The sequence below is a fragment of the Stella humosa genome, assembly GCF_006738645.1.
Lineage (GTDB): Bacteria > Pseudomonadota > Alphaproteobacteria > ATCC43930 > Allostellaceae > Allostella > Allostella humosa.
In genome coordinates this window covers 3,525,493-3,552,048 of sequence record NZ_AP019700.1, presented here as the reverse complement: position 1 = coordinate 3,552,048, position 26,556 = coordinate 3,525,493, and the positions used below count along the sequence as shown (strand labels likewise).

Sequence of the window (26,556 nt, the reverse complement as noted above, 5' to 3'; positions counted from 1 at the left end):
ACTATCGCCGCCAGCCCATATTCCTCCCGGTCGCCCGCGGCCGGCAGACCAGGAGCTTCCCATGAGATTCCCCACCCTCGTCGCGCTGGCCCTCCTGTCCTTCGTGCCCGCGGCGACGGCGGCCGAGTTCGGGCCGTTCGGCTTCCCGACCACGCCCTATTCGGCCGACAGCCGCGTCACCGCCGACGGCCAGACCATGACCGCGCGCATCCATGCCGACGGCCCGCGTGAGCGGCGCGAGGTGAAGGACGGCGAGATGGCCCACACCATGCTGATCGACCATGCCGGCAAGAAGGCGATGATGCTGCTGGTCGAGGACAAGACGGCGATGGAGGTCGACATGGGCGACGAGGCCGGTCCGGACGCCATGAAATGGACGACGCAGGTCGTAGGCCCCGAGCAGGTGGGCGGGCTGGCGACGACCAAGCACCATATCGACGGCAAGGCAGCCAACGGCGACCGGGTCGTGGGCCACGTCTGGTTGACCGCCGACAAGATCCCGGTCAAGTCCGAGCTGGACGCGACCGAGGACGGCCAGACCGCGCGCGTGGTGCAGGAACTGACCAACCTCAAAGTCGGCCCGGTCGATCCCGCCCTGTTCGCCGTGCCCGCCGGCTACAAGCGCATGCAGATGCCGGCCGGCGGCGGCCCGGCCTCGCCGCCCGTCATGCGCCAGTGACCGCCATGCTGGCCCGAACGATTCTGGCGCGGCTTTGCGCCCTCCTGCTGCTGGCGCTGGGGCTGCCGGCAGCCGCCGAGGCCCAGGGCTATGGCCCGTTCGGTCCGCCGACCGCGGCCTACACCGCCGATGCCACGCTCCAGCTCGGCCGGCGCAGCTACGATATGCGGGTCACGGGCCAGGGCCTGCTGGAGCGGCGCGAGATGGTGACGGACGGCCTGCGCCGCATCGTCCTGATCGACCAGGGCGCGCGCCGCGCCACGCTGCTGATGCCGGACCAGCGCGTCGCCATGGATGCCGACATCGCCCTGGTGCCGGGCGTGGGCGAACTGCTGTCGCTGCACTGGACCGCCCGTCCGCTGGCGGTCGAGACGGTGAACGGGGTGCGCGCCCGCAAGCACCAGGTGGACGGCACCAACGACCGCGGTGATCGCATCACCGGCGTTGCCTGGGTCACGGGCGATAACATCATGGTCCGCGCCGACCTCGACGTCCGCCGGCAGGGCAAGCGCACCCGGGTGGTGCAGGAACTGCGCAACCTGCGCGTCGGCAACGTCGATCGTGCCCAGCTTACGGTGCCGGCCGGCTTCCGCCGCATGCCGCTGCCGATGAACCTGTTCAACCGGCGGCAGTAGCTCAGGCCGCTTCGGCGATCTCCTCGGCGAAGTGGCAGCGGACCAGCCGGTCGTCGACCGGCCGCAGCGCCGGCGCCTCGACCTTGCAGCGGGCCTGCGTGTGGGCAGCGGGTGTGGAAGCGGCAGCCGGGCGGCGGGTCGATCGGGCTCGGCACGTCGCCCGACAGCGGCGGCGGCCGGCCGGGGGCGTCGGCGGCGCGGCCGATCTCGGGTGCGGCCGCGAACAGCGCGCGCGAATAGGGGTGCAGCATCCGGCGGTTCAGCGCCGCCGTGCTGCCGATCTCCACCACCTCGCCCAGATACATGACGGCGATGCGCCGCGCGATGTGCCGGACCAGTGCCAGGTTGTGCGAGATGAAGAGGTAGGCGACGCCGCGCCGGCGCTGCACGTCGCGCAGCAGGTTGATGACCTGGGCCTGGATCGACACGTCCAGCGCCGATACCGGCTCGTCGCAGATGACGACCACGGGCTCGACCGCCAGGGCGCGGGCAATCGCCACGCGCTGGCGCTGGCCGCCCGACAGCTCGTGCGGATAGCGGTCGAGATGCTCCTCGGCCAACCCCACCTCGGCCAGGAGCTCGGCCACCCGCCCGCGCCGGTCGCGGCGGGGGCCCAAGCCATGGATGCGCAAGGCGTCGCCCACCGTGTCGGCGATCCGGCGGCGCGGGTTCAGGCTGGCATAGGGGTCCTGGAAGACGATCTGCACGCTGCGGCGGAAGCGCATGGGGTCCTGGCGCAGCATCGCCGTCGCATCCTCCCCCTGCAGCAGGAAGCTGCCGGCGCTGGGCGGCATCAGCCCTGTCAGGCAGTTGGCGAGCGTGGACTTGCCGCAGCCGGATTCGCCGACCACTGCCAGCGTCTCGCCCGCCTCGACGGCCAGCGACACCCCGTTCAGCGCGTGCACCACACGGCCGCTGCGTCCCATCCCGCCCGCGATCGGGAAGCGCTTGGCTAGGTCTCTTGCTTCCAGGACGGGCGCGGTCATGCCGCGATCTCCTCGGCGCGGAAGCAGGCGGCGACATGGCCCGGCGCCAGGGTGCGGAGCGGCGGCGGCGCCGTCCGGCAATGGTCGACGGCCATGGCGCAGCGCGGGGCGAAGGCGCAGCCGGGCGGCATGGCGTGGGGCGAGGGGACCGTGCCGGGGATCTCGGCCAGCCGGTCCCCGTCCTCCTGCCATTGGGCGGCGCGCAGCAGGCCCATGGTGTAGGGGTGGCGCGGGCGGGTCAGGATCTCGGCCACCGGCCCTTCCTCGACCTTGCGGCCGGCATAGAGGACGATGACCCGCTGCGCCGTCTCCCACACCACCGCCAGGTCGTGGGTGATCAGCAGCACGGCCATCCCCAGCTCGGCTTTCAGCCGATCGATCAACGTCAGCACCTGGGCCTGGACGGTGACGTCGAGGGCGGTCGTCGGCTCGTCGGCAATCAGCAGCGAGGGGCCGCAGGCGAGCGCCATCGCCATCATCACCCGCTGGCGCATGCCGCCCGACAGATTGTGCGGGTACTGGTGGATGCGCTGCTCTGGGGCCGGCACCTGCACCCGGCGCAGCAGCTCAACCACGCGCGCCTCGGCCGCCGGCCCGGCCAGGCCCTGGTGCAGCCGCAGGGTCTCGGCCACCTGGCGCCCGATCGTGTAGACGGGATTGAGCGCCATCATCGGGTCCTGGAAGATCATGCCGACCTGGGACCCGCGGACGTCACGCAACTGCCGGTCGGTCAGCGCCAGCAGGTCGCGCCCGTCCAGCAGGACACGGCCGGCCGCGATTCTGGCCGACCCGGCGGGCAACAGGCGCAGCAGCGACAGGGCGGCCGTGCTCTTGCCCGAGCCGGATTCGCCGACCAGCGCCACCGTCTGCCCGCGCTCGACCTTGAACGACAGGTCCTGCACCGCCCGCACCGTACCGCGCACGGTCTGGAAATGGACGGAGAGGTCCTCGACCTCGAGCAGGGCCGTCATCGCTGCTGCAGCCGCGGGTTCAGCGCGTCGTTCAGCCCCTCGCCGACCAGGTTTATCGCGAGCACGGTCACCAGGATGGTGATGCCGGGGATGGCCGACATCCACCAGGCGACCCGCAGAACCGTTCGGCCGACGCCGATCTGGTAACCCCAGGAGATGACGTCCGGGTCGCTGAGGCCCAGGAACGACAGGCCGGATTCGGTCAGGATCGCGGTCGCCACCATCAGCGACGAGACGACGATGACGGGTGGCAGGGCGTTGGGCAGGATCTGCCGCAGGATGATCTCCCAGTCCTTCATGCCGAGCGCACGGCAGGCGCGGACATAGTCGCGGTCGCGCTGGGCGATGAACTCGCCCCGAACCAGGCGCGCGACCGACGGCCAGGAGACGGCCGCGATCGCCGCGGTCACGGTGGCGATCGTCGGCTGGAAGATGGCGACGATGACGATCGCCAGCACGAAGGACGGAATGGTCAGGAAGAAGTCGGTGCAGCGCATCAGCACGTTGTCGACCGCGCCGCCATAGTAGCCGGCCACGGCGCCGATCAGCAGGCCGACGGCGGTCGCGACCAGGCTGGCGACGATGCCGACCACCAGCGACACCCGCGCACCGTGCAGCAGGCCGGCCAGGATGTCGCGGCCCGATACGTCGGTGCCCAGCAGGAAGCGTGCCGAAGGCGGCTGGGTCGGCCGGCCCACCATGTCGAACGGGTCGAGCGGATATAGCATCGGCCCGAAGACGGCCGCCGCCACGACGAGCAGTAGCACCGCCAGCCCGGCCACGGCCGCCCAGTTGCGCCGGAAGCGGCGCCAGAAGATCAGCAGGCCCGTCATTTCTGCCCGCTCACTTCTGCACGATCCGGGGGTCGAGCAGGCCGTAGAGGACGTCGACCGCGAGGTTGACCAGGACGACCACCACGGACGAGACCAGCAGCACGCCCAGCAGCAGCGGCAGGTCGCGTTGCAGCAGCGCGTCGAACACCAGCCGGCCCAGGCCCGGCCAGCCGAACACCGTCTCCACCAGGATGGAGCCGCCCAGGATATGGCCGATCTGCACCCCAGCCAGCGTGACCACCGGCAGCAGCGCGTTGCGGGCGGCATGGACGAAGCCGATCCGCGTCTCGGACAGGCCCTTGGCGCGCGCCGTCGTGATGAAGTCCAGTGTGAACACCTCCAGCATCGAGGCGCGCATCAGCCGGGTATAGAGGGCGACGTAGAAGAGCCCCAGTGTCAGCGAGGGCAGCACCAGGTGGCGGCCGATGTCGGCCGCACGCGCGAGCCAGCCCATCTGGGTAGCGATCGTCATCATGCCGCCGGACGGCAGCACGCCCAGCGTCACCGAGAAGAGGACGATCAGCATCAGGCCCAGCCAGAATTGCGGCGTGGCATAGACGATGAGGGCCAGTACCGAGAGCACGCCGTCGATCCAGCCGCGATGGCGCATGGCGGCCAGGATGCCGAGCAGCATGCCGACCACGACCGCCACCACGATGGCGGCCAGCATCAGGAGCAGGGTGGCCGGGATGCGCTCGGCCACCAGCTCCAGCACCGGGGCCTGCTGGATGTGCGACCAGCCGAGGTCGAACACCAGCAGGCGGCCGATGAAGATAAAGAACTGCTCGTAGAGCGGCCGGTCGAGGCCGAAGCTGCGACGCAGTTCCTCGACGAACTCGACCGACGACCCGCCGGTCGAGGCGGCGATGATGTCGGCCACGTCGCCCGGCGCCAGGTGCAGCAGCGCGAAGTTGAGCGCGGCGATGGCCAGCACCACCGGCACTAGCTGCACCAGGCGGCGGACGATGAAGGTCAGCGTGGGGGACATCGGGGCAGGTCCGATGGCCTTGGGGTCGGCTGAGTGCCTGGCCTCAGTCCTTCCAGACCCCGTCCCAGCTCGAATACATCGAGATGCCGTTGGTGATCAGGCCGTGCACCCGCTTGTTCCAGACCGAGGTGTAGGACAGCTCGACCAGGAAGATGACCGGCAGCTCGTCATGCATGATCTGCTGGATCTCGTCGAACTGCGCCTTGCGCGCGGTCTTGTCCGTCTCCCGCGCGGCCTTGGCGAACAGCTCGTCCACCCGGGCGTTGCGATAGCCCATGGAGTTGGTGAAGGTCGCGCCCTTGTTGATGCTGGATGAGATGAAGGTGCGCTGCACGCCGATCGTCGGGTCGGAATAGTTGTGGCTGAAGGTGCTGGTCAGGTTGAAGTCCCAGTCGGTGTAGATCGCCTTCAGCCAGCCGGCCAGGTCGACGCTCTTGGTGTCGACGGCGATGCCGACCTTGCCCAGCTCCTGGCGGATGTATTCGCCGAGCCGCACCCAGGTCTCGCCATAGGGCAGGAAGTGCTGCGACAGGCGGAAGCGGACGCCGTCGGCGCCGCGCTTGTAGCCGGCCTCGTCGAGCAGCCGGTTGGCCGCCCGCTGGTCGTAGACGTAGGGCTTGAGGGCCTTGTTGTAGAAGTTGGGGTTGCCGCTGACGATGGGGCCCGTGGCGGGCGTGCCCTGGCCGTACCAGATGACGTCGACGATGCGGCTGCGGTCGAGCGCCATGCTGATGGCCTGGCGCACCTTTACGTCGGCCAGCGGCTTCTCGCGCAGGTTCACTTCCAGCCACATGTTGGGGCCGAGTGCCTCCGCCCCTTCCTTGGTGGCCTGGATGTGCGGCAGCTTGGCGATGCGCTCGATCTCGGCCTCGGGCAAGGCGCTCATCGGCGCCACGTCGGCCTCGCCGCTTTCCATGGCGATGGCGCGGGCCGCGCCGTCCGGCAGGACGCGCAGGACGAGCTGGTCGAGGCAGGGATAGCCCTTGCGCCAATAGTCCGGGTTGCGCTCCAGGATGACGTGGCTGCCGCGCGTCCATTCCTTCAGCTTGAAGGGGCCGGTGCCGACCGGCTGGCGCATCAGCGAGGACTGGCGGATCGGGCCGGCCGCACTGGTGTCGATCGTCTCCAGGATGTGCTTGGGCAGGATCGGCGTCTCGCCCGGCTGGAAGACGCTGAGGAAGTAGGGGACGGGCGCCTTCAGGCGGAAGACCACGGTGTTGGCGTCGGGCGTGTCGATCGCCTCGACGTCGCCGAAATAGACCCGGCCGCGCGACATGAAGGGGCGGATGACCTTCTCGATGCTGTACTTCACGTCGTCGGCGCTGAAGGGCTTGCCGTCGTGCCACTTCACGCTCTGGCGCAGCTTGAAGGTGTAGGTCTTCTGGTCGTCCGACACGGTCCAGGATTCGGCCAGGCCCGGCCGCGGCGTCATGCCCGCGCCCTCGAAGGTCAGCAGGCTCTCGTAGATCTTGGTGGCGACGATTGCTACCGGCACCGCCGAGGTGGCGACAGTGGACAGGGCCGTCGGCTCCGGGTGGTAGAGATAGGTCAGCGTGCCGCCGGTCTTGGGACACTGGGCAGCCGCCGTCCCGGCCAGCGCCATTGCCGACGCCGCCGCGAGGATGGCCTTGGTCAAGCTATTGATCGTCATGCTCGATCTCCCTGCAGTATGCGTGCCGTGGCTCGTCTTTTCTGTCCCGTCGAGCCGTCGTCCCTGTTCGCTCTTGCCGCGGATTGTCCGGATGGCGGACGACCTAGAACCGGTCGTTCGCCTTCGGCTCCGCGTCTTCGTTGCACCAGTGCCAGATGAACTCGATCAGGTGCTCGATCGATTCCAGGTACTCGTCGACCGCGATATGCTCGTCCGGCTTGTGCGCCTGCGCAATGGTGCCGGGGCCGAAGATGACCGCCGGGATGCCGCCCTGGTTCACCAGGTGGCGCATGTCGCAGCAGAAGGGGCCGGGGCAGGGCTCGCCCTGGCCGCCGCGGCGCTGGATGACCTCGCCGATATGGCGGGCGAGGGGGATCTGCGGGCTCTGCCGGGTGCTGTCGTCGTGGTGCAGGAATTCCAGCCGGGCCGGGTTGGCGGCCAGGAACGGGTCGGACGCGTTGGCGGCGGCGACCGCTTGGCGGAAGCCCTCCATCACCTCGCCCACGTCACCCACGGCCGGCGAGAAGTAGGTGCCGCCCTTCAGCAGCACTTCGCCCGCCGTCACCGTCTCGTAGTGGCCGCCCGACACCTTGCCGATGACGAGCGCGAAGGGCGCGCGGCCGGCTTCCATCGGGTCGTCGCTGCGCTTGGCGTTGTAGCCTTGTTCGAGGGCCAGCAGCGCGCCGATGACCGCCGGCAGCTTCTCGATGGCGCTGACCCCGTCCTGGCGGTCGCCCGCCCAGCGGGCACCCGGAGAGCGCTGGGTGCCCGGCACCCGCACCTGCCAGTAGAGCCCACCCGGATGGCTGACGGCGATGCCGTTGTTGGTCGGCTCCAGCACGATGGCGGCGTCGGCCGTGATGCCGCGGCGGACGAGGTCGAGCGTGCCGTTGCCGGCATGCTCCTCGTTCACGACCGACTGGTAGATGACGTCGCCGCGCAGCGTCACGCCGGCTTCCTTCAGCCAGGCCAGCGCCATCATCGCCGCCATCAGCCCGCCCTTCATGTCGGACGTGCCGCGGCCATACATCATGCCGCCTTCGATCTCGGCCCCGAACGGGTCCTTGGTCCACTCGCCGCTGGGCTCGACCGTGACCGTGTCGATATGGCCGTTCAGGATCAGCGAGCGGCCGCCGCCGGTGCCGCGGAAGACGCCGACGACGTTGGGCCGGCCGCGATAGTTGAGCACCTCCTCCAGCCCGCTGGCGGCCAGGGCTTCGGCCGTCGGCAACTGGTCGTAGGGCAGGATCAGGTCGTGCTGCCAGTGGGTGGGGTACTGGGCGACATCGGGGAAGCGGCGGAACATCTCCACCACGTCGGGCTCGGTCACGTCGACCTCGGCGCCCAGCTCGGCCAGGCGGCTGGCCATGTGGCGCTGCGCCGGGCCTTCCTCGCCGGTCAGGCTGGGGATGCGCACCAGCTCGGCCAGCGCCGCGACGCTCCGCTCGCGGCCGGCGGCGGCCAGCTCCAGCGCCCGTTTCAGCCCTTCAGCCATCTCGCCCCCTGGATTGCATGCCGTCGCGGCGATCTTCGCCAAGTTTGGAGGGTCAGGGAAATTTAGAATTTGAACGGTACTGTAAGAAAAATTAATAGAAGGGGATGATCTACACCCAGATCCGCGCCTTCGATGCCGTCGCCCGCGAGGGCAGCTTCTCCCGCGCGGCCGAGGTGCTGGGGGTGACGCAGCCGGCCCTTACCATCCAGGTGAAGGCGCTGGAGGAGCGCTACGGCGTCAAGCTGTTGCTGCGCCAGGGGCGCACGGTCACCTTGACCGAACTGGGGGCGCGGCTCTTCAAGATGTCGCGCCGGCTGGCCGGGCTGGAAGAGCAGATCCGCGAGACGCTGACCGCCTCGCACGAGCTGGAGCAGGGGCAGCTTCGCCTGGCGGTCGATGGGCCGCACATCGTCATGGGCATCTTCGCCCGCTTCATCGCCCGCCACCCGAACGTCGGCCTGTCGGTGGCGCTCGGCAACAGCCGCTTCGTGCGCCAGGAACTGCTGGACCGCCGCGCCGACATCGCCATCCTGCCGGGCGTGGCCGGGCACCCGCAAATCCACGCCGTGCCGCTGTGGCACCATCGCGGCATCGTCATCGTCGCCCGCGACCATCCCTGGGCCGGGCGCGCGGCGATCGACCTGTCCGAGCTGGACGGCCAGCCCATGGTCGGGCGGGAGGAAGGGTCGATGACCCAGCGCCTGGTCGAGGAGGCCCTGGCCAAGGCCGGCGCCGTTCCGCGCACGGTCCTGGAACTGGGCAGCCGCGAGGCCCTGTGCGCGGCCGTCGCGGCCGGCCTCGGCCTCGGCATCGTGTGGGAACTGGAAGCCAGCCTGACCGACCGGCTCGCCGCCATCCCGATCGCCGGCGACGTGATCGGCAGCACCGACTATGTCGCCTGCCTGAAGAGCGAGTGGATGCGCAAGTCGATCAAGGCCTTCTTCCAGGTGGCGCTGGCCCTGCCGGGCGGGCGCCCGGACAGCGCCTTGCGGGCGGCCCCCTAGACGGTGCCTCCGCGTCGCGCCAGCTTCTCCATCGCGGCTGCGACACAGACCAGCCGGCCCTCGTCCTCGCCCGGGGTGAACCAGCGCACGTCGCCGACCTCGCCCTCGGGCCCGCGGTCGGCCAACTGGCCTTCCAGGCGCACGAGGTAGCGGAAGTCGAAATGCAGGTGCAGCGCCTCGCCCTTGGACGGGCGGGCCGGGATCGGGTGGATGTCGATGTCGAACGGCACCCGCTCGTCCTCGCACCAGGGGATGATGCGGGCGGTGGCGGCGCCGGTCTCCTCGCACATCTCGCGCAGCACGCCCTGCCAGGCCCACTCGCCCGCTTCGACATGGCCGCCCGGCTGCAGCCAGCGTTGCAGGACCTCGTGGAAGATCAGCAGGACCCGGCCCTGCTCGTCCAGGATGATGCCGCTGCCGGTGATGTGGCCGGCCATGGTCGTGCGGTCGTGCGGGTCGTCGGGTATGGCCAAGCGCTGGCGCAGGCTGTCGAGTGCGGTCGCTTCGTCTGGAAAGTGGCGCAGGTAGGTGTCGACCAGGGCGGAGTAGGTGGCGTGCATCGGCTACGCCATTAGCCTATCGCGCGACGGCGTCCAAGGTCGGCCCGCGGACGGCGGGATGCCAAGGCTTCGGTCGCCCGAAGGGCCTCGGCATAGGGGGTCATGCAGTGGCGCTCCGCGTAGGCCACGAGTCGGGAGTCCTGGGTCACGATGTCAGGCAGGTCCGCCCAGGCAGCGGCGAACTGCAAGATCTGCTGCGGGTCGGCTTGGCGACCGAGGTAGCGGCTGGCCATTTCCAGGCGCTTGTCTTCGGAACTCGGATTCTCATGGCCGATCTCGCCATCGGCCGGTGCGGTGCCGAGCAGGTCCGAGAAGGCGTGGCGATACAGCCGCCGTTCATCGAACAGGGGCTCGTAGGCGAAGAGCGCCAGCCCCGGCCCGAGGGCCTTGCGGTACGCCTCGATGATCCGGTCGTAGCGGCATGCGGACGTGAAGATGAAGCGCGGATCCTGCCTGTCCGCGGCCGCCAGATGGAGGTCGAGGATGTCGCGAGGCCCGGGCCAGCCGCCGCCCGTCTTCGTCGCCTGGCTGGAATGCGGCCTGCTCCACATCTTCTGCAGCAGCAGCGAGGCGATGAAGGCCAGCGGCTCGCGCAGCACGATGGCGGCGCCCAGGCGGTCCCCGAACAGACGCGCCAATGCCAGTGGGACCAGGGGAATGCGATCGTAGTCGAGCTGGGTGGCGCTCGTCGCCAGCGTCTCCTCCGAGAAGAGGACCGGCCGTCCCAGTTGCAGGACGGCATCCGCGGCATCGAGCAAGGCGGCGGGCAGCCGGCTGGCCGTGACGATCTCCCGCGGCCTGAACTTGATGGTTGAAACCAGCAGGTTCGCCGCCTGTTTCAGGCGAGGATCGTCGATCCGGCTGCCCTTCGGGCCCAGATAGACAACATCCTGCATCAACGGAAAGACGTGTTGCTGTAGGGCGGTCGTCGCTGTCTTCGGCAAACCGAGATGAAAGAGGATGGGGTTATCTTGCCGCATTGCACTAAGATTTGTTTCAAGATCCTCCTCCTTGGAATGGTTCCGCCTGGAGGATGCTTGAGTGCAAATTTAGCATAGATGGAGCCTCGTTCGCCCGCGAAAATAGATGGAGCCTCGTTCGCCCGCGAAAAACGTGCAGGCAGCCATACCCGCGAGGGGGCCGCCGCCTACGCCGTCTCCGCCAGGGCGTCCGACAGGCGATCGCAGAAGGCGGCGCAAGTGGCGCGGTCGTGCGCCAGCGACAGATAGAGTTTCGTCCCCATCGGGTTCAGGAACACGCCGCGGGCGAACAGGCCCAGCATCATCCGCCGCGCGCGGTTCCTGTCGCCACGCTTGGTGGAGCGATAGTCCATCACCGGCTGGTCGCTGAAGACGATCTGCGCCAGCGGGCCGTCGCCGATGATCTGGCCGGTGATCTGGCGGTCGGTCAGCACCTGGGCCAGCATCGCCCGGAACTCCCGGCCCAGGCCGTGCAGGTGCTCGTAGGTGCCGGGCTGGCGGAAGACACCCAGTGCGGCGTTGGCAGCCGCCGTCGAGATCGGGTTGCCGCCCAGCGTGGAGGCCATCCAGACATAGCGGGCGCTGCCGATGCGGGCCTCGTCGACCCAGTCCATCAGCTCGGCGCGCCCGCCGAAGGCGCCGATCGGGTAGCCACCGCCCAGCGCCTTGCCATAAGCGACCAGGTCCGGGACGACGCCATAGAACTCCTGGGCGCCGCCATAGGCCAGGCGAAAGCCGGTCACTACCTCGTCGAAGATCAGGATCAGGCCAAGCTCGGTCGCGATCCGCCGCACGCCCTCCAGGAAGCCCGGCAGCGGCGGGGTGCAGCGTTGCAGCGGCTCCATGATGATGCCGGCCAGCTCGCCCCGGTGCGCGCGCAGGATCGCCTCGGTGCGCTCCAGGTCGTTCCAGGGAGCGACCAGCAGCTCGTGGGCGGCCGACGGCGTGCCGGCGCTCGTCAGTTCCGGCTGCGGGAATTCCAGGTCCTGGCTGGGGAAGAGGCTGGTGACGCCGGCCTCGTTGGCCCCGTGATAGGCGCCTTCGAACTTCAGGATCTTGGCCCGGCCGGAAACGGCGCGCGCCACGCGCTGGCAGTACATCGTGGCCTCGGTGCCGGATGCGCAGAAGCGCAGGCGCTCGACGCCGGGGCACGCGCGGCGGATCTCCTCTGCCAGGGCCAGCACCTGGGTGTTGAGATAGGCGAAGTTGGAGCCGAGCGGCGCCTGGCGGACGACCGCCTCGACCACCTCGGGGCGTGCATGACCGACCAGCGACGAGCCCCAGCCCATCGAGAAGTCGAGGTACTCCTTGCCGCTGCTGTCCCACAGGCGGCAGCCCTGGCCGCGCTCGATCGCCACCAGCAGGTCGGGCGGCAGGCCGAACTCGCCATTGGCGACCCCGGCGGGAAAGGCGGCAAGCGCGCGGGCGGCGATCTCGGGCGGCATCGGCGTTCCCTTCGGCAGGATGAGCGGGGGCGGTCGACAGCCGCCGTCCAGGCGTGAGAGAAGAACGGCCGGCGTACCATTAATCAAATTAATTTCTCTCGGAAAATTGCGAGGGAAATTTATGGATCGGCAGGGGAGGCCGGTATGCGCAGGGTGGCATTTCTCGGGCTCGGCAACATGGGCATCGGCATGGCCCGGCGCCTGCTGGCGGCCGGCCACGGCGTCGCCGTCTACAACCGCTCCCCCGGCCGCGCCGCGCCGCTCGTGCAGCAGGGGGCAACTGCTGCCGCCACCCCGCGAGAGGCCGCGGCCGGGGCCGAGATCGTCTTTTCCATGGTGGGCGACGACGCAGCCTCCCGCCACATGTGGCTGGGCCGCGACGGCGCGCTGGCCGCGCGCACGGCGCCGCGTGCTTTTGCCGTCGAATGCTCGACCATCTCGCACCGCTGGATCGCCGCCCTGGCGGCGCGGGCGCGCGGGCAGGGCCTGCGCTTCGTCGACTGCCCCGTCACCGGCCTGCCCGATGCGGCCGCCGCCGGCCGGCTGACCCTGTTCCTGGGCGCCGACAAGGCGGATGCGGACGCACTCGCCCCGGTGTTTGCGGCCATCGCGACCGAGGTGATCCATTTCGGCCCGGTCGGGGCCGGCAATGCCTACAAGCTGATCGTCAACCTGATGGGCTCGATCCAGATCGCGGCACTGGCCGAGGGGCTGGTCACGGCTGAGCGCGCCGGCCTCGACCTGGGCCAGGTCGTCCAGGCCCTGTCCAAGGGCGGCTCGGCCAGCCCACAGGTGGTGCGCAACGCGCCACTCATGCTGCGCGGCCGCCATGCCGAGGATGTGGTCTTCTCGGGCAAGTGGCGGCTGAAGGACACGGCCTATGGGCTGGCGCATGCGCGTGCCATGGGCGTGGCCTCTACCATGGGGGCGGGGGCGGCGGCGGCCTTCCGCCTGCTGGTGGCCGATGGCACCCAGCATCAGAATGAGAGCAAGCTGGTCGACGCGGTGCGCGCGCGCGATTCGCGCCAGCGGTAGTGGTCGGCCGGCCCGGCGCGTGCAAGGCTGTCGGATCGGCATGGCGTTGGTATACCATTGCCCACCTGGGTTGGATCGACGGGTCGGAGCGGGACGATGACGAAGAAGCGGCATGCGGAAATCGCCGGGGCGGGCTTCGCCGGGCTGGCGGCGGCGGCGGCACTCGGGCAGCGCGGCTGGTCGGTGCGCGTACATGAGATGAATTCCGAGTTGCGCGCCTTCGGTGCCGGCATCTTCATCTGGGACAACGGCCTGCGCGTGCTGAACGCGATCGGCGCCTATCTCGACGTCCGCAACGGTGCCTTCGCCGCTCCGGCCTACGAGACCCGGACCGACGGCAAGTGCCTGTCCTTCCAGGCGATCAACGGGCCGGGCCAGTACCGCCTGCTGACCATGACGCGCCAGCACCTGCATGCGGCGATGGTCAAGGCCGCCCTGGCCGCCGGTGCCGAGCTGGTCACCAGCTCCGAGGCGGTGGGGGCGACGCCTGAGGGCGAGCTGCTGCTGGCCGACGGCAGCCGCCTGCCGGCGGACATCGTCCTGGGCTGCGATGGTGTGCGGTCGCGGGTGCGCGATTCGCTGGCGATCCCGCAGGAGCGCAACAAGTACAAGGACGGCATCATCCGCGTGCTGACCGACCGCACCGGGCTGAAGGGCGGCGAGTGGGACCATGTCATCGACTTCTGGGCCCACAGCCCGCGCACGCTGCGCATCCTCTACACGCCGTCCGGCGAGAACGACCTCTATATGGCGATGATGGCGCCGGTCGCCGACACCGAGGCGTCGTCCATTCCGATCAACCCGGCCCCCTGGATCGAGTGCTTCCCCCAGCTCGCCCCCGCCCTGACGCGGCTCGGCGACCGCGGCCGCTATGACGTCTACGAGACGACCAAGCTGCCCTACTGGTCGGTCGGCCGGGTCGCCATCGTCGGCGATTCCGCCCATGCCATGCCGCCCACCCTGGCCCAGGGTGCAGGCTGCGCCATCACCAACGCGCTGGGCCTGGCCGTTGCCCTGGAAGAGACGGACACCGTCGAGGCGGCCCTGGAACTGTGGGAAAAGCGCGAGCGCCCGCTCACCGACCACACCCAGCGCCGCGCCGCCGAAATCGCCGCCTCGCGCGTGCTGGCCAGCGGCATGAAATGGGACGACGAGGGCCTGCGCGCCGCGCGTCACATTCCGACGGGGGCGGCGATGCCGTTCGTGGACGCGGCTTAGGCTGTGGCCGCGATAGGTTGCCTCCGCACCTTTCGACCTGCCGTGGCTGAAGCGTGAAGATTGGTGGGGCGACGCACGTTCGGCTCCACGATCGCCGTCTGGTCAAGCCGGTGAAAAGGGTGCTCTGTTCCGATCAGGGGTCCTGGCTGCCAGGGATTCGACGAAAGGTGTGACGATGACGAGCAGACGCGCATTTCTCGGGGCCGCCGCGGGCGCCCTCGTCATGGCCGGCGGCCTGTCGCGCCCGGCGTCGGCCGCCGGCCTGCCTGGGGAGTTCCGGATCGGGTATCAGAAGGAAGGCGTTCTCGCCGTCGTGAAGCAGCGCGGGGGCCTGGAGACCCGGTTGGCGGGACTTGGCGTGCCCAATGTCCGATGGGTCGAGTTTTCCTTCGGGCCGCCGATGATGGAGGCGCTGGGTAGCGGGGCGATCGACCTCGCCAGCGTCGGCGACACGCCTCCCGTCTTCGCCCAGGCGGCCGGCGCCAATGTCGTCTATGTGGCCAGCACGCCCGCGGCCGAGAACGCGATCGTGGTGCCGGCCGGCTCGCCGGTCAGCAGCCTGGCCGAGCTCAAGGGCCGGAAGGTGGCCATGGCGCGTGGTTCCAGCTCGCACAACTTCACCTTCCAGGCCCTGAAGAAGGTGGGGCTGACCTTCGACGACATCACGCCGGTCTTCCTCGGCCAGGCTGAGGCCAGCCAGGCGATGGGCCGCGGCGAGGTGGATGCCTGGGCGATATGGGACCCGTACTTCGCCCTGGCCGAGTTGCGCCAGGGCGCGCGCGCCATTGCCACCTCCGCGACGCACTACCCGAGCAACTCGTTCTATCTCGCCAGCCGCGTCTTTTCCGATCGGTACGGCGCCTTGCTGGGCACCGTGATCGACGAGTTGCGCCTGGCCTATGTCTGGGCCGACCAGAACCGCGCCCAGGCGGCGACGCTGATCGCCCAGGCGACCGGCGTCGAGCCCGCGGCGCAGGAACGTACCCTGATGCGGCTCGGCATCGAACTGAAGCCGATGGACGAAGCTGTCATCGCCCAGCAGCAGGCGATTGCCGACGTGTTTCACGGCCTGGGACTGATCGCGCGGCCGATTGTCGTGCGCGATGCCGTATGGCGGCAATCCGCGGCCCGCTGAACGGCACCCGGGGGCCGTCGGTTGGCGTGCCGGAAATGTGGAATGGCTGTCTGCTGAGCAGTATTCCACGGTGATGCGTAAAATATCGGCAGTATCGACTGGCTGCGCCAAAGTAATTCACGGACAAGAAGACAATATCTCGATTGCCGACGCTGCGGTCGGCGGGCAGGGTAGGGCGATGCGGCCGATTGTGCCGTCGCCCTCCCATCTGCCCGAAGGATTTCGTCATGGCCGTAGCCCTGCGCACCGAGCGCCCCGCCATCGAGGCGCACGCGCAAAAGATCGAGACGACGTTCCCGGCACCGGGTTCTGACGAACTGCCGGTTCAGCGGACGGTCGAGCTGGAGCGGCTCTATCGCAAGCAGCGTCTGGCGGCGGGGTATCGGCTCTTCGCGCGCCACGGCTTCGAGATGGGTGGTGCCGGCCACATCACCGCCCGCGATCCGGAATGGACCGACCATTTCTGGGTCAATCCCTTCGGTGTGCATTTCAGCCGCATCACCGTGTCGGACCTGATGCTGGTCAGTGACCGCGGGGAGATCGTGCTGCCGCCGGCCCGGGCCAAGGCGCGGCTCAACCAGGCAGCCTTCGCCATCCATTCCGAGCTGCACAAGGCGCGGCCGGATGTCGTCGCGGCGGCCCATTCGCACTCGCTCTACGGCAAGGCCTGGTCGGCCCTGGGCCGCCCGCTGGAGCCGCTGACCCAGGATTCGGCCGCCTTCTTCGAGGACCACGCGGTGTTCGAGGAGTTCTCGGGCGTGGTGCTCGACACGAGCGAGGGCGAGAAGATCGCGACCGCGCTCGGGCCCCGCAAGGCGGTGATCCTGCAGAATCACGGCATCCTCACGGTCGGCCGTTCGGTCGAAGCGGCGGTCTGGCGCTATCTCGCGCTGGAGAACGCCTGCCAGGTCCAGCTCCTGGCCCAGGCCGCCGGCCCGACCCGGCCGATGCCGGACGCGGTCGCCCGGCACACGGCAGCGCAGGTCGGCAACGAGATCGGCAACTTCTTCGCCTTCCAGCCCTACTGGGACATGGTCACGGCCGAAGAACCGGACCTTTTCGACTGAGAGCGAAGGCGGACGCGCTCGACGTGGGCGCGCTCGCCGGGAAACCCGAACACCTTGATCGGCTGCGGCCGGACCAGCACGTGCGTGCCGCAGGCCACCCGCCCGGCGTTGATCTCGCTCAACGTCGGCTCCGATCGCGGCCGCTACCCTGGCGGCAACGATAGGAGACGAAGTCATGGCAAGGACGATGAAGGCCGCGGTCGTGCACGCATTCGGCCAGCCGCTCGATATCCGCGAGGTCGGTGTTCCGGAGCCAGGGCCGGGAGAGGTGCTGGTCCGGGTGGTCGCCTGCGGCGTGTGCCACACCGACCTGCACGCGGCCGATGGGGATTGGCCGATCCGGCCGAAGCCGCCATTCATTCCCGGGCACGAGGTGGCGGGCATCGTCGCCGCGCTGGGCGCGGGCGTGACCGGGCTCAAGGAGGGCGATACCGTCGGCGTGGCGTGGCTGCACGATGCTTGCCTTGCCTGCGAATACTGCCAGACGGGGTGGGAGACTCTGTGCGGCCACCAGCACAATACCGGCTATAGCTGCGATGGCGGCTTCGCGGAGTATGTGATCGCCGCGGCCCCGTTCGTGGCGCGCATCCCGGCCGGCCTCGACCTGGCTCGGATCGCGCCCATCCTCTGTGCCGGCGTCACCTCCTACAAAGGTTTGAAGGAGACGGAGGCGCGGCCGGGTGAATGGGTGGCGATCTCGGGCGTGGGCGGCCTGGGCCATGTCGCGATCCAGTACGCCAAGGCGATGGGGCTGCACGTCGTCGCGCTCGACGTGGCGCCGGCCAAGCTGGAACTGGCGCTCAGGGCCGGCGCCGACGTCGCCGTCGATGCCCGCTCGCCCGACGCCACCGCCGACGTGCTCAAGGCTACCAACGGCGGCGCACACGGCATCCTGGTGACCGCGGTGTCGCCCGCGGCCTTTGCCCAGTCGCTGGAGATGGTGCGGCGCAAGGGCACGGTCAGCTTGGTCGGGTTGCCGCCCGGGCAGTTCGCCGCGCCGATCTTCGAGATCGTCCTGAAGCGCATCACCGTGCGCGGCTCCATCGTCGGCACCCGTCGCGACCTGGACGAGGCGATCGCCTTCGCCGCCGAGGGCTTGGTGCGGGCCGAGATTCGCACGGCGCCGCTCGAGGATATCAACGCGATCTTCGCCGATCTGAAGGCCGGCCGGATCGAAGGGCGCATGGTGCTCGATCTCGGCGCCGCCGGCGCGGCTGCGACGATGGGGTGAGGCGAGGCAGGGGCCGGGGCGGCCCGGGCGACCGGGCAATGTCGGGGCGCATAGCCTTGCATGGCCGGCCCGAGCATCCGATGGTCGCCGAAGGCTATCGCTCGATCGGCTGCATGCTCTACACCGACCGCGTAGCACCGCGGGAAGAGGCACGCGCCGGCCGCTGGCGCGGCCAGGGGAAGAGCGAGGGCTGCATTCATCTGCCGGCCGTCCCCGCGCGCCCGTTAGCGTGCCCCAGGCACAAGAATTTCTAAGTCCAGTGCGGAGAAAAGCTCGTTTTACAGGGGAATTCGGGAAACCCATCTTCGCCGCTTCAATCAAGTGATGAGGGTTCCATGGGGTCGCCTCCCGAGGCCACCAATCTTCCGGTGCTCGACCTGCGGCGTTTCGAGGCCGGCGGCGCGGAGCGGGCGGATTTCCTGTCCGCGCTGACGGAGCAGGCGCACCGGTTCGGCTTCTTCTACGTCGTCGGCCACGGCATCGACCCGGCCTTCATCGACGAGTTCTTCGCCGCCTCGCGCCGTTTCTTCTCGCTGCCGGACGCCGACAAGCTCGCCATCGAGATGGTCAACTCCCCGCATTTCCGCGGCTATACCCGGGCCGGGCGGGAACATACGCGCGGCCTGCCGGACTGGCGCGAGCAGCTCGATGTCGGCGCCGAGCGGCCGGCCCTGCCGCGCGATGCGGACACCCCGGCCTGGCGGCGCCTGCAAGGGCCGAACCAGTGGCCGGAAGCCCAGCCGGAATTGCGCGATGTCCTGCTGCGCTGGCAGGGCGAAGCCACCCAGCTCGCGATCCGCGTCATCCGCGCCTTCGCCGCCGCCCTCGGCCAGCCCGAGGACGTCTTCGAGCCGGTCTATGCCGAGCATCCCAACCAACTGGTCAAGATCATCCGCTATCCCGGACGCGACGCCGCCGGCAGCGACCAGGGCGTCGGGCCGCACAAGGACAGCGGCTTCGTCACCATCCTCGTGCAAGGGAGCCAGCGCGGCCTGCAGGTCGAGGTGGACGGGGAATGGCTGGATGCCGACCCGCTGCCGGGCGCGCTGATCGTCAATGTCGGCGAGTTGCTGGAACTGGCCTCGAATGGCTACCTGCGCGCCAACGTGCACCAGGTGATCACGCCGCCGGCTGGCGTCGACCGCCTGTCGGCCGCGCTATTCCTGGGCGCCCGGCTCGATGCCGAGATCCCGGTGCTCGACCTGCCGCCGGCCCTGGCGGCGCGGGCCCGCGGCGTCACCCGCGATCCCTCCAACCCGATCTTCCGCGAGGTCGGGCGCAACTACCTGAAGGGGCGACTGCGCTCCCATCCCGACGTGGCGCGCCGCCACTATGCGGATATTCTCGACGCGGGCGAGCTGACGAGGCCGCAGGCCCTCGCATCCGCCTATTGAGCAAGGAGCAGCCGATGCCCACCACCTATACCCGGCCGGAGACCCTGGCCCTGCATGGCGGCACCTACCGCGCGGACCCCGCCACCGGTTCGGTCGCGGTGCCGATCTACCAGACCACGTCCTACCAGTTCCAGGACACCGGCCACGCCCAGCGTCTGTTCGCGCTGGAGGAGTTGGGGCACATCTACACCCGCGTCTCGAACCCGACCCAGGATGCGTTCGAGCAGCGCATCGCGGCACTCGAAGGCGGGGTGGCAGCCCTGGCCGTCGCCTCGGGGCAGGCGGCATCGGCCTATTCGGTCCTCAACCTCGCTAGCAGCGGCGACAACATCGTCACCTCGACCGACCTCTACGGCGGCACCTGGGCGCTGTTCGCCTCAAGCCTGAAGCAGTTCGGCATCGAGGCGCGCTTCGTCGACCCGGCCGATCCCGAGAGCTTCCGCCGGGCGACCGACGCCCGCACCAAGGCCTACTATGCAGAGACCCTGCCGAACCCGAAGCTCCAGGTCTTCCCGATCCGCGAGGTCGCCGACATCGGTCGCTCGCTCGGCGTGCCGCTGGTGGTCGACAACACGGCCGCACCCCTGATCGCCCGCCCGCTCGACCATGGCGCGGCCGTCGTCGTCCATTCGGCGACCAAGTATATCGGCGGCCACGGCACCACCATCGGCGGTGTGATCGTCGATGGCGGCAACTTCCCGTGGGAAGAGCATGCCGAACGGTTCCCGCTGCTGACCCAACCGGACGAGAGCTACCACGGCGCGATCTGGACCGAGGCGGCCAAGGCTCATGGCCCGATCGCCTATATCCTGCGCATCCGCACCAAGCTGCTGCGCGACATCGGGGCGGCGATCTCCCCCTTCAGCGCGTTCCAGCTTATCCAGGGCCTGGAGACGCTGCCGCTGCGCCTGCGTCAGCAGAATGCCAATGCGATCGAGGTGGCGAATTTCCTGCAGGACCACCCGGCGGTGGAGCGCGTGATCTTCCCCGGCCTGCAGAGCGGTGAGCAGCGCCGCCGGGCGGAGAGCTATCTGCAGGGTGGCTACGGCGCGCTGGTCGGCTTCGAGCTGAAGGGCGGCGTCGATGCCGGGCGGCAGTTCATCGACGCGCTGGAGCTGCTCTACCACGTCGCCAACATCGGCGATGTCCGGTCGCTGGCGATCCACCCGGCGACGACGACCCACTCGCAGCTCACGGTGGAGGACCAGCTCGCGAGCGGCGTGACGCCGGGCTATGTCCGCCTGTCGATCGGCATCGAGCATGCCGCCGACATCATCGCCGACCTGCGCCAGGCCCTTGATCGGACGGCGCCCGACCGGAAATAGCGGCTACGGCGCGGATCGGTCGGCACCGATCCGCGCCGCCGGCACGTGCCGCGCTCGAGCGGCACCTGCATCGGCGGTTCGCGCCCTCGGTCGAAGTCGCACCCGGTCGAAGTCGCACCCGGGCCCGGAACAGTGGACGATGCGGGCGACCCATCCCTGGTCGATCTTCCGTCGACCGGGATGGTGGTCAGGCCCCCGGGACAGCGAGAGGCAGAAATACTTGCCGGCTGCCCGCGATTTTCCTGCGGTTGACGTTCAGGCCGGCCAGCCGCGCGCGTCGCGGCGGCTGGCGCCCTCGGCCAGGCAGGCCAAGGCCTGGGCGGTCGAGATCACCGGCGCGAAGAAGGTGTCGATGCGCTCCAGCGTCGGCGTCTCGTCGCTTTCGCGGCCGCAGGCGGTGGCATCGCCGACGACGATCGGGTTGAAACCGATGTCGCGCGCCGTACGGGCAGCCTGCTCGATGCACCAGTCGAGATGGTAGCCCGCCAGCAGGATCGTGCGCACGCCCCAGGCCGCCAGGTGCTGTGTCAGCATGGTGCCCAGGAACACGTTCCCCAGCGACGAATAGAAGATGGTCGCGTCTTCCGGCTGCTGCACGGCCTGGATGTCGTCGACGGTGCCGGCGTCGCGCTCGCGGTCGGCGTCGGTCCAGTCGGCCTTGTCGGCCATCCAGTGGTCGTACTGCGCCCGGTCGACCAGCGTCTGCGGATAGGCCTGGCGGAAGATCTCGTAGCGCGTCCAGGCCACCCGCTGGCGGGCGGCGCGCGTCGCCTCGACGAGCTTCAGGGTGTTGGGCAGGGTCCCGCCCGGGCGACGCGTGCGCTCCCAAAGTCGTTCGTGCGCCTGGGCGCCAGTCTGTGTCAGGATGCTGTTCGATTGACCAATGACCAGCAGCAGCGAGGGGTATGCCAAAGTTTCGGCGAGGTCGAGTTTGGCCCACTGCGCATGCGAACTTGGCAGGCTCGTTGCAACGTGTCTGTCGGGATGCAGATGAATTGCACTCATGGTCGCCGTCCTTCTCCGGATGCTGGAGCCTTCATGTAGACGCCAACGGGCGGATATGGGCAACTAGAAAAAAGCCCATCTGCCGATAGACAAGCTGATGGAAAGGGATTCTAGGGTCCAATGATAGACAAATTAGATTCCTCGGTCCGCAACCCGACGCTAACGTCCGCGCCCATTCGCAAAGGGGTCGCGTCGTTGGGTCTTCACGAACAATGGGCGGAGTTGGACTTCCCGGCATTGCTGGGTGGCCCGCTGGCTTTCGTCAGCATCGACGCACAGAACAGCATCCTCGACCCCGAGGGCGTGCTGGCGGGCGAGGGCATCTGGGTGGGTGCGCGCGAGCAGGGGGGCAGCCTGGCCAACATGCTGCGTCTGGCAGGCGCGCTCCGGCGTCCCGGCAACCAGTTCCTGTGGCTGCGCTACGACCGCTTCGTCGGCGAGCGTGAGACGGGCAGCGTGCTCGACCGCGCCCAGTACGCCCACTGGAACCGCGCTTATCGCGGCGATGCCGCCCGCAAGGCGTGGGAGGCGGAACTGGTGGCCGACGTCGAGGCGATCCGCCAGCCCGCGGACGTCAGCCTGGTCTATCCCGGCTGGAGCATCTTCGCCGGCACGCCGATCGAGCGCTGGCTGGCCCAGTGGGGCATCCGCACGCTGGTCATCACCGGCTACCACACGGACTGGTGCGTCGAGATGGCCGCGCGCAGCGCGCGCGAACTGGGGCTTGTGCCGATCGTCATCGGCGACGCCACCGGCACCACCCACCCGCTGCATGAGCAGACGCTGGCCCAGATCAACGACGCCTACGCGCCGGTGATCGACACGGCCTTCGCGCTGGAGGCCATCGCCGCGGCCGGCGCCCGGTGATGGCCGCGGTCGATCCGCTCGTTGTCGAGGGGCTGTCGCTGCGCTTCGGCGCGGTCGAGGCGCTGCGCGGCGTCGGCTTTCGCGTCGGCCAGGGCGAGATCTTCGGCATCATCGGGCCCAACGGCGCCGGCAAGACCTCGCTCCTCAACGTCGTCAGCGGCACCTACCGGGCGAGCGCCGGCCGCGTGCATCATTTCGGCGTGGAGGGCAGCCGCCAGCCGCGGCACCGCCTGGCCGGCCGCGGCATCGCGCGGACGTTCCAGAACGTCGCCCTGTTCGGCGACCTGACGGTGCTGGAGAACATCCTGGTCGGCCGGCACCAGAAGATGGGGGCGGGGCTGCTGTCCTGCGGCTTCGCCTGGCCCTTCGTGCGCGCCGAGGCGCGGCGCCACCGCGAGGCGGCGCGCGCCGCACTCGCCTTCCTCGACCTGGAGGGGGTGGCAGACGCCCACGTCGAGGCGCTGCCCTATGGCGTGAAGAAGAAGGTGGAGCTGGCGCGCGCGATCGCCATGGAGCCGAAGCTGCTGCTGCTCGACGAGCCGCTGGCCGGCATGAACGCCGCCGAGAAGCAGGACATTGCCGCCAGCATCCGCCGCATCCGCGACCGCTTCGGCACGACGGTGGTGATGATCGAGCATGACATCGGCCTGGTGGTGGCGCTGTCCGACCGGGTGATGGCGCTCGACCATGGCGAGAAGATCGCCGAGGGCGCGCCCGCCGACGTGCGCCGCGACCCCGAGGTGGTGCGGGCCTATTTCGGCGATGGCGGCGACGCCCTGGATATCGCGGGGCACGCATGAACGACCTCGTCTATGCCGTCGAGCTGACGATCACCGGCCTTCTGATCGGCGTCATGTACGCCATGGTCGCCCTTGGATTCGTCCTCATCTACAAGGCCTCGGCCGTCTTCAACTTCGCCCAGGGCGCGATGACGCTGTTCGCCGCCCTGATGGTGGTGGGCCTGCGCCCGGTGTTCGGACTGGCGGGCGCGCTGGCGGCGGCGCTGGCCGGCATGGCGGTGATCGCGGTCGCGGTCGAGCGCTTCGTGCTGCGACCGCTGGTCGGGCGATCGGCGCTGGCGATCTTCATGGCGACGGTGGCCGTTGCCTCCATCCTGGAAGGCGTGGCGCAGATCGTCTGGGGCAACCAGCCGCGTGGGCTGAAGCTCGACCTGCCGGCGGCACCCTTGCAGTTCCATGGCGTCTATGTGTCGCCGGCCGACCTGATGGGGGCGGGCGTGGCCGGCCTGTCGGTGCTGCTGATCGCGCTCTTCTTCCGCTGGACCAGGGTCGGCCTCGGCCTGCGCGCGCTGGCGAGCGACCCGATCGCGGCCCAGGCCATGGGCGTGCCGACCCACCGGGTGTGGGCCGCGGCCTGGACCCTGGCGGGTGCGGTCGCGATCGTGGCGGGCGTCCTGTGGGGCAGCCGCATCGGCGTCCATTTCGGCATGACCCAGATCACCTTGAAGGCGCTGCCCATCCTCATCATCGGCGGCATCGAGAGCATTCCGGGCGTCATCCTGGCCGGCCTGCTGGTGGGGGCGGCCGAGGCGCTGGGCGAAGGCTTCCTCGGGCCCATCGTCGGCGGCGGCGTGCAGGAGATGATCGCCTATCTGGCGGCCCTGCTGGTGCTGCTGCTGCGCCCGCACGGGCTGCTGGGCGAGAAGTCGGTCGAGCGGATATGAGCGCGCCCGCCATCGTCCTGCCGGAGACGGCGACGTCGCGCCGGCTGCGCCTGGCAGCGATCGTTGCCGCCGCGGCCCTGTTCCTGGCGCTGCCGCTGGCGGGCGGCGAATACTGGATCAAGGGCGTGGCGATGCCGGCCCTGATCTACGGGCTGGCCGCACTCGGCCTCAACCTGCTGGTCGGCTGCGCCGGCCAGATCTCCATGGGACAGGCGGCCTTCATGGCCGTCGGCGCCTTCGTCGGTGCCATCTCCTACGGCCGCTACGGGCTGCCGCTGCCGCTGGCCCTGCTGGCGGCGGGCGGCGCCAGCGCCCTGGTGGGCGTCGTGGTCGGCCTGCCGACGCGGCGCATCCGCGGGCTCTATCTGATGGTGGCGACGCTGGCGGCCCAGGTCGTCGTGCTGTGGGCGATCCAGCGGGTGCCATGGTTCGGCGCCGAGGCGCACGGCACCATCGGCATCCCGCGCATCATGCTGGGTCCGTGGGAGATCCGCAGCACGCTGGACAAGTACCTGCTGGTGCTGGCCGTCGCCGTGCCGCTGACGCTGTTCGCCCGCAACCTCGTCGCCAGCCGGATCGGCCGGGCCTGGATCGCCATCCGCGAGCGCGAGGTGGCGGCCGAGGTGCTGGGCGTGCCGGCCTTCCGCTACAAGCTCTTCGCCTTCGCCGTGGCGGCCTTCTATGGCGGCGTCGCCGGCGCGCTGGTCGTCTTCGCCTGGACCGGGATCGCCAGCGTCGAGGAGTACCAGCTCGAGCTGTCGATCAAGCTGCTCGGCATGATCATCGTCGGCGGGCTGGGCTCGGTGCTCGGCTCCTACCTGGGGGCGGCCTTCATCGCGCTCCTGCCCGTCGCGATCAGCGTCTCGCTGACCTGGGGAGCGGCCTTCGTCGGCGGCGGGGCGGTCAATTCCGCCCTGATATCGAACGCCGAGCACGTCGTGTTCGGTCTGCTCCTGCTCGTCTTCCTGATCGCCGAGCCACGCGGCCTGGCCCGGCTGGTCACGCGCGCCGCAAATCGACTGCGCTCAACTTCCATCTCACGGAGACAATCATGACCAATGACGTGCCCAAGAGACGGGGCCGGGCGCTCGCGCTTGGCCTGCTGGCGCTAGGCAGCCTGGTGCCGGTGTTCGACGCAGTGCCGGCCGCCGCCGCCGACCCGGAGATCCACCACCCCATGCTAGTGACGCGCACCGGCCCCTTCGCCACCGGGGCCACCGGCGTCAGCAGCGGCCAGCAGGATTATTTCGCCCTGCTGAACGCCAAGGGCGGCATCGAGGGCGCCAAGATCCGCTGGAGCGAGTGCGAGTTCGCCTATGCGACGCCGCGCGCACTGGAATGCTACGAGCGCTTCCGCGGCGAGTGGAAGATCGTCTATCCCAACAGCACGCCGGCCGTGGTGGCCCTGGGCGAGCGGTTGGCGGCCGACAAGGTGGCCGGCATCAACCCCGCCGGCAACCGCGCCGACTCCACCGACGGCGAGACCTTTCCCTACCTCTACCCGGTCGTCGCCAACTTCTGGGCCCAGGCCTCCTCGACGATCCGCTACCTCGCCCAGCGCGAGGGCGGCGAGGACAAGCTGAAGGGCAAGAAGATCGCCTTCATCCATCTCGACAACGCCTATGGCCGCGGCGCGATCCCGGTGCTGGAGGTGCTGTCCAAGCGCTTCGGCTTCGAGTGGAAGTCGTTCCCGCTGCCGCCGCCGGGGTTGGAGCAGAGCGCCGCCTGGGTCGACATCGCCCGGCGCTACCGCGCCGACTGGGCCGTCCAGTGGAACTACGGCCAGTCCTGCACCGTGCCCTTCACCGAGATCCAGAAGGTCGGCTTTCCGATCGACAAGTTCATCGGCACGCTCTGGTGCGGCTCGGAGGAAGACATTGTCGCCGCCGGCGACCTGGCCAAGAACTACGTCTCGGCCAACTACCACGGCGTCGGCCGCGATTTCCCGGTGATCAAGGAGATCCTGGCTAAGGTGCATGATGCCGGGAAGGGCAACATCGAGCGCGAGCGGGTCGGCACCGTTGCCTACAACCGTGGCGTCCTGACCGGCATCCTGATCGCCGAGGCGTTCGGCCACGCCATCCGCGACCAGGGCCTGCCGCTGACGGGCGAGAAGGTGCTGAACGGCCTCAACAAGGTGAAGCTGACCAAGGAGCGGCTGAAGGAACTGGGTGCCGAAGGCCTCGTGCCCGAGATCTCGCTGACCCCGCAGTATCATGGCGGCGTCGACGGGCAGGTGTTCCAGCGCTGGGACGGCAAGACCTGGACCACAATCTCCGGCTGGATCCCGCCCTACGAGGACGTGGTGTGGGACGAGGTGAAGCGCTCGGCCGCGGCCTACCGGGCCGAAGTGAAGGCCAAGCAGTAG

The 26,556-nt window shown here is 69.5% G+C and carries 24 protein-coding genes and 1 pseudogene; 15 read left to right on the top strand and 10 right to left on the bottom strand.

The annotated features are described in order from the left end of the window. The first annotated feature begins 61 nt into the window (after positions 1-61). On the top strand, positions 62-679 hold the full coding sequence (locus STVA_RS16640; protein WP_123695208.1) for a hypothetical protein: 618 nt from the start codon (positions 62-64) through the stop codon (positions 677-679). Between the two features lie 5 nt (positions 680-684). Further along, positions 685-1,314, top strand: a complete 630-nt coding sequence (locus STVA_RS16635; protein ID WP_123695206.1) for a hypothetical protein — start codon at positions 685-687, stop codon at positions 1,312-1,314. 152 nt (positions 1,315-1,466) lie between these two features. Here STVA_RS16635 and STVA_RS16630 read toward each other — a convergent pair. The 6 genes and pseudogenes from STVA_RS16630 to STVA_RS16605 all read right to left on the bottom strand — a co-directional run. Next, positions 1,467-2,240, bottom strand: a pseudogene (locus STVA_RS16630) (ATP-binding cassette domain-containing protein); the annotation flags it as partial. 56 nt (positions 2,241-2,296) lie between these two features. After that, complete coding sequence (locus tag STVA_RS16625) at positions 2,297-3,271, bottom strand: ABC transporter ATP-binding protein (RefSeq protein WP_123695202.1); 975 nt, start codon at positions 3,269-3,271, stop codon at positions 2,297-2,299. Next, positions 3,268-4,104, bottom strand: a complete 837-nt coding sequence (locus tag STVA_RS16620; RefSeq protein ID WP_179955406.1) for an ABC transporter permease — start codon at positions 4,102-4,104, stop codon at positions 3,268-3,270. The genes STVA_RS16625 and STVA_RS16620 overlap by 4 nt, the downstream gene beginning before the upstream one ends. A 10-nt stretch (positions 4,105-4,114) precedes the next feature. Continuing rightward, positions 4,115-5,092, bottom strand: a complete 978-nt coding sequence (locus STVA_RS16615) for an ABC transporter permease (RefSeq protein WP_123695200.1) — start codon at positions 5,090-5,092, stop codon at positions 4,115-4,117. A gap of 43 nt (positions 5,093-5,135) precedes the next feature. Next, on the bottom strand, positions 5,136-6,743 hold the full coding sequence (locus tag STVA_RS16610) for an ABC transporter substrate-binding protein (protein WP_123695199.1): 1,608 nt from the start codon (positions 6,741-6,743) through the stop codon (positions 5,136-5,138). A gap of 103 nt (positions 6,744-6,846) precedes the next feature. Next, complete coding sequence (locus STVA_RS16605) at positions 6,847-8,238, bottom strand: M20/M25/M40 family metallo-hydrolase (protein ID WP_123695197.1); 1,392 nt, start codon at positions 8,236-8,238, stop codon at positions 6,847-6,849. Positions 8,239-8,342: 104 nt separating this feature from the next. Here STVA_RS16605 and STVA_RS16600 point away from each other — a divergent pair, with 104 nt between their 5' ends. Continuing rightward, positions 8,343-9,242 (top strand): LysR substrate-binding domain-containing protein, encoded by a 900-nt coding sequence (locus STVA_RS16600; RefSeq protein WP_123695195.1) that lies wholly within the window; start codon positions 8,343-8,345, stop codon positions 9,240-9,242. On the opposite strand, the gene STVA_RS16595 is transcribed toward STVA_RS16600, so the two are convergent. The 3 genes from STVA_RS16595 to STVA_RS16585 form a co-directional block, all read right to left on the bottom strand. After that, on the bottom strand, positions 9,239-9,802 hold the full coding sequence (locus STVA_RS16595; protein WP_123695193.1) for an NUDIX hydrolase: 564 nt from the start codon (positions 9,800-9,802) through the stop codon (positions 9,239-9,241). The two genes, STVA_RS16600 and STVA_RS16595, sit on opposite strands and share 4 nt — an antisense overlap. Before the next feature lie 11 nt (positions 9,803-9,813). After that, positions 9,814-10,782: a hypothetical protein gene (locus STVA_RS16590; RefSeq protein WP_142235795.1), complete on the bottom strand. Its 969-nt coding sequence runs from the start codon at positions 10,780-10,782 to the stop codon at positions 9,814-9,816. A gap of 167 nt (positions 10,783-10,949) precedes the next feature. After that, entirely contained in the window at positions 10,950-12,227 is a 1,278-nt protein-coding gene (locus STVA_RS16585) for an aspartate aminotransferase family protein (protein ID WP_123695189.1), read from the bottom strand. A gap of 144 nt (positions 12,228-12,371) precedes the next feature. On the opposite strand from STVA_RS16585, the gene STVA_RS16580 reads away from it, so the two are divergent. The 7 genes from STVA_RS16580 (at position 12,372) to STVA_RS16550 (ending at position 20,632) form a co-directional block, all read left to right on the top strand. After that, a complete protein-coding gene (locus STVA_RS16580) occupies positions 12,372-13,262 on the top strand; it encodes an NAD(P)-dependent oxidoreductase (RefSeq protein ID WP_123695187.1) in 891 nt (296 codons plus the stop codon). A 96-nt stretch (positions 13,263-13,358) separates the two neighbouring features. After that, positions 13,359-14,480: an FAD-dependent oxidoreductase gene (locus STVA_RS16575; protein ID WP_123695185.1), complete on the top strand. Its 1,122-nt coding sequence runs from the start codon at positions 13,359-13,361 to the stop codon at positions 14,478-14,480. Between the two features lie 175 nt (positions 14,481-14,655). Beyond that, positions 14,656-15,615, top strand: a complete 960-nt coding sequence (locus tag STVA_RS16570; protein ID WP_123695183.1) for an aliphatic sulfonate ABC transporter substrate-binding protein — start codon at positions 14,656-14,658, stop codon at positions 15,613-15,615. A gap of 227 nt (positions 15,616-15,842) precedes the next feature. Further along, positions 15,843-16,682: a class II aldolase/adducin family protein gene (locus tag STVA_RS16565; protein WP_123695181.1), complete on the top strand. Its 840-nt coding sequence runs from the start codon at positions 15,843-15,845 to the stop codon at positions 16,680-16,682. Between the two features lie 175 nt (positions 16,683-16,857). Beyond that, on the top strand, positions 16,858-17,913 hold the full coding sequence (gene adhP, locus STVA_RS16560; protein ID WP_123695179.1) for an alcohol dehydrogenase AdhP: 1,056 nt from the start codon (positions 16,858-16,860) through the stop codon (positions 17,911-17,913). Between the two features lie 335 nt (positions 17,914-18,248). Continuing rightward, a complete protein-coding gene (locus tag STVA_RS16555; protein ID WP_123695177.1) occupies positions 18,249-19,307 on the top strand; it encodes an isopenicillin N synthase family dioxygenase in 1,059 nt (352 codons plus the stop codon). A 14-nt stretch (positions 19,308-19,321) separates the two neighbouring features. Next, entirely contained in the window at positions 19,322-20,632 is a 1,311-nt protein-coding gene (locus STVA_RS16550; RefSeq protein ID WP_123695400.1) for an O-acetylhomoserine aminocarboxypropyltransferase/cysteine synthase family protein, read from the top strand. 255 nt (positions 20,633-20,887) lie between these two features. On the opposite strand, the gene STVA_RS16545 is transcribed toward STVA_RS16550, so the two are convergent. Beyond that, positions 20,888-21,544, bottom strand: coding sequence for an isochorismatase family protein (locus tag STVA_RS16545; protein ID WP_170216725.1), 657 nt, complete (start codon positions 21,542-21,544; stop codon positions 20,888-20,890). A 288-nt stretch (positions 21,545-21,832) separates the two neighbouring features. Here STVA_RS16545 and STVA_RS16540 point away from each other — a divergent pair, with 288 nt between their 5' ends. From STVA_RS16540 to STVA_RS16520, 5 genes are read left to right on the top strand one after another with little or no spacing between them, the layout of a single operon-like run. After that, positions 21,833-22,504 carry a cysteine hydrolase family protein gene (locus STVA_RS16540; RefSeq protein WP_170216723.1) on the top strand — a complete coding sequence of 224 codons (672 nt, stop codon included), beginning with the start codon at positions 21,833-21,835 and terminating at the stop codon, positions 22,502-22,504. Continuing rightward, a complete protein-coding gene (locus tag STVA_RS16535; RefSeq protein ID WP_123695170.1) occupies positions 22,504-23,304 on the top strand; it encodes an ABC transporter ATP-binding protein in 801 nt (266 codons plus the stop codon). Before STVA_RS16540 ends, STVA_RS16535 begins: the two co-directional genes overlap by 1 nt. Then, positions 23,301-24,188, top strand: a complete 888-nt coding sequence (locus STVA_RS16530; RefSeq protein WP_123695168.1) for a branched-chain amino acid ABC transporter permease — start codon at positions 23,301-23,303, stop codon at positions 24,186-24,188. Before STVA_RS16535 ends, STVA_RS16530 begins: the two co-directional genes overlap by 4 nt. Continuing rightward, positions 24,185-25,243: a branched-chain amino acid ABC transporter permease gene (locus tag STVA_RS16525; protein WP_123695165.1), complete on the top strand. Its 1,059-nt coding sequence runs from the start codon at positions 24,185-24,187 to the stop codon at positions 25,241-25,243. Before STVA_RS16530 ends, STVA_RS16525 begins: the two co-directional genes overlap by 4 nt. Next, the gene (locus STVA_RS16520) at positions 25,240-26,556 is read left to right on the top strand and encodes an ABC transporter substrate-binding protein (protein ID WP_123695163.1); all 1,317 of its coding nucleotides are present in this window, start codon (positions 25,240-25,242) and stop codon (positions 26,554-26,556) included. The genes STVA_RS16525 and STVA_RS16520 overlap by 4 nt, the downstream gene beginning before the upstream one ends.

What these genes read in the sequence shown, in the direction of transcription:
- STVA_RS16640 (WP_123695208.1), top strand. Translation starts at nt 62, where the DNA reads ATGAGATTCCCCACCCTCGTCGCGCTGGCCCTCCTGTCCTTCGTGCCC.
- STVA_RS16635 (WP_123695206.1), top strand. Translation starts at nt 685, where the DNA reads ATGCTGGCCCGAACGATTCTGGCGCGGCTTTGCGCCCTCCTGCTGCTG.
- STVA_RS16625 (WP_123695202.1), bottom strand. Translation starts at nt 3,271, where the DNA reads ATGACGGCCCTGCTCGAGGTCGAGGACCTCTCCGTCCATTTCCAGACC.
- STVA_RS16620 (WP_179955406.1), bottom strand. Translation starts at nt 4,104, where the DNA reads ATGACGGGCCTGCTGATCTTCTGGCGCCGCTTCCGGCGCAACTGGGCG.
- STVA_RS16615 (WP_123695200.1), bottom strand. Translation starts at nt 5,092, where the DNA reads ATGTCCCCCACGCTGACCTTCATCGTCCGCCGCCTGGTGCAGCTAGTG.
- STVA_RS16610 (WP_123695199.1), bottom strand. Translation starts at nt 6,743, where the DNA reads ATGACGATCAATAGCTTGACCAAGGCCATCCTCGCGGCGGCGTCGGCA.
- STVA_RS16605 (WP_123695197.1), bottom strand. Translation starts at nt 8,238, where the DNA reads ATGGCTGAAGGGCTGAAACGGGCGCTGGAGCTGGCCGCCGCCGGCCGC.
- STVA_RS16600 (WP_123695195.1), top strand. Translation starts at nt 8,343, where the DNA reads ATGATCTACACCCAGATCCGCGCCTTCGATGCCGTCGCCCGCGAGGGC.
- STVA_RS16595 (WP_123695193.1), bottom strand. Translation starts at nt 9,802, where the DNA reads ATGCACGCCACCTACTCCGCCCTGGTCGACACCTACCTGCGCCACTTT.
- STVA_RS16590 (WP_142235795.1), bottom strand. Translation starts at nt 10,782, where the DNA reads ATGCGGCAAGATAACCCCATCCTCTTTCATCTCGGTTTGCCGAAGACA.
- STVA_RS16585 (WP_123695189.1), bottom strand. Translation starts at nt 12,227, where the DNA reads ATGCCGCCCGAGATCGCCGCCCGCGCGCTTGCCGCCTTTCCCGCCGGG.
- STVA_RS16580 (WP_123695187.1), top strand. Translation starts at nt 12,372, where the DNA reads ATGCGCAGGGTGGCATTTCTCGGGCTCGGCAACATGGGCATCGGCATG.
- STVA_RS16575 (WP_123695185.1), top strand. Translation starts at nt 13,359, where the DNA reads ATGACGAAGAAGCGGCATGCGGAAATCGCCGGGGCGGGCTTCGCCGGG.
- STVA_RS16570 (WP_123695183.1), top strand. Translation starts at nt 14,656, where the DNA reads ATGACGAGCAGACGCGCATTTCTCGGGGCCGCCGCGGGCGCCCTCGTC.
- STVA_RS16565 (WP_123695181.1), top strand. Translation starts at nt 15,843, where the DNA reads ATGGCCGTAGCCCTGCGCACCGAGCGCCCCGCCATCGAGGCGCACGCG.
- adhP (WP_123695179.1), top strand. Translation starts at nt 16,858, where the DNA reads ATGGCAAGGACGATGAAGGCCGCGGTCGTGCACGCATTCGGCCAGCCG.
- STVA_RS16555 (WP_123695177.1), top strand. Translation starts at nt 18,249, where the DNA reads ATGGGGTCGCCTCCCGAGGCCACCAATCTTCCGGTGCTCGACCTGCGG.
- STVA_RS16550 (WP_123695400.1), top strand. Translation starts at nt 19,322, where the DNA reads ATGCCCACCACCTATACCCGGCCGGAGACCCTGGCCCTGCATGGCGGC.
- STVA_RS16535 (WP_123695170.1), top strand. Translation starts at nt 22,504, where the DNA reads ATGGCCGCGGTCGATCCGCTCGTTGTCGAGGGGCTGTCGCTGCGCTTC.
- STVA_RS16530 (WP_123695168.1), top strand. Translation starts at nt 23,301, where the DNA reads ATGAACGACCTCGTCTATGCCGTCGAGCTGACGATCACCGGCCTTCTG.
- STVA_RS16525 (WP_123695165.1), top strand. Translation starts at nt 24,185, where the DNA reads ATGAGCGCGCCCGCCATCGTCCTGCCGGAGACGGCGACGTCGCGCCGG.
- STVA_RS16520 (WP_123695163.1), top strand. Translation starts at nt 25,240, where the DNA reads ATGACCAATGACGTGCCCAAGAGACGGGGCCGGGCGCTCGCGCTTGGC.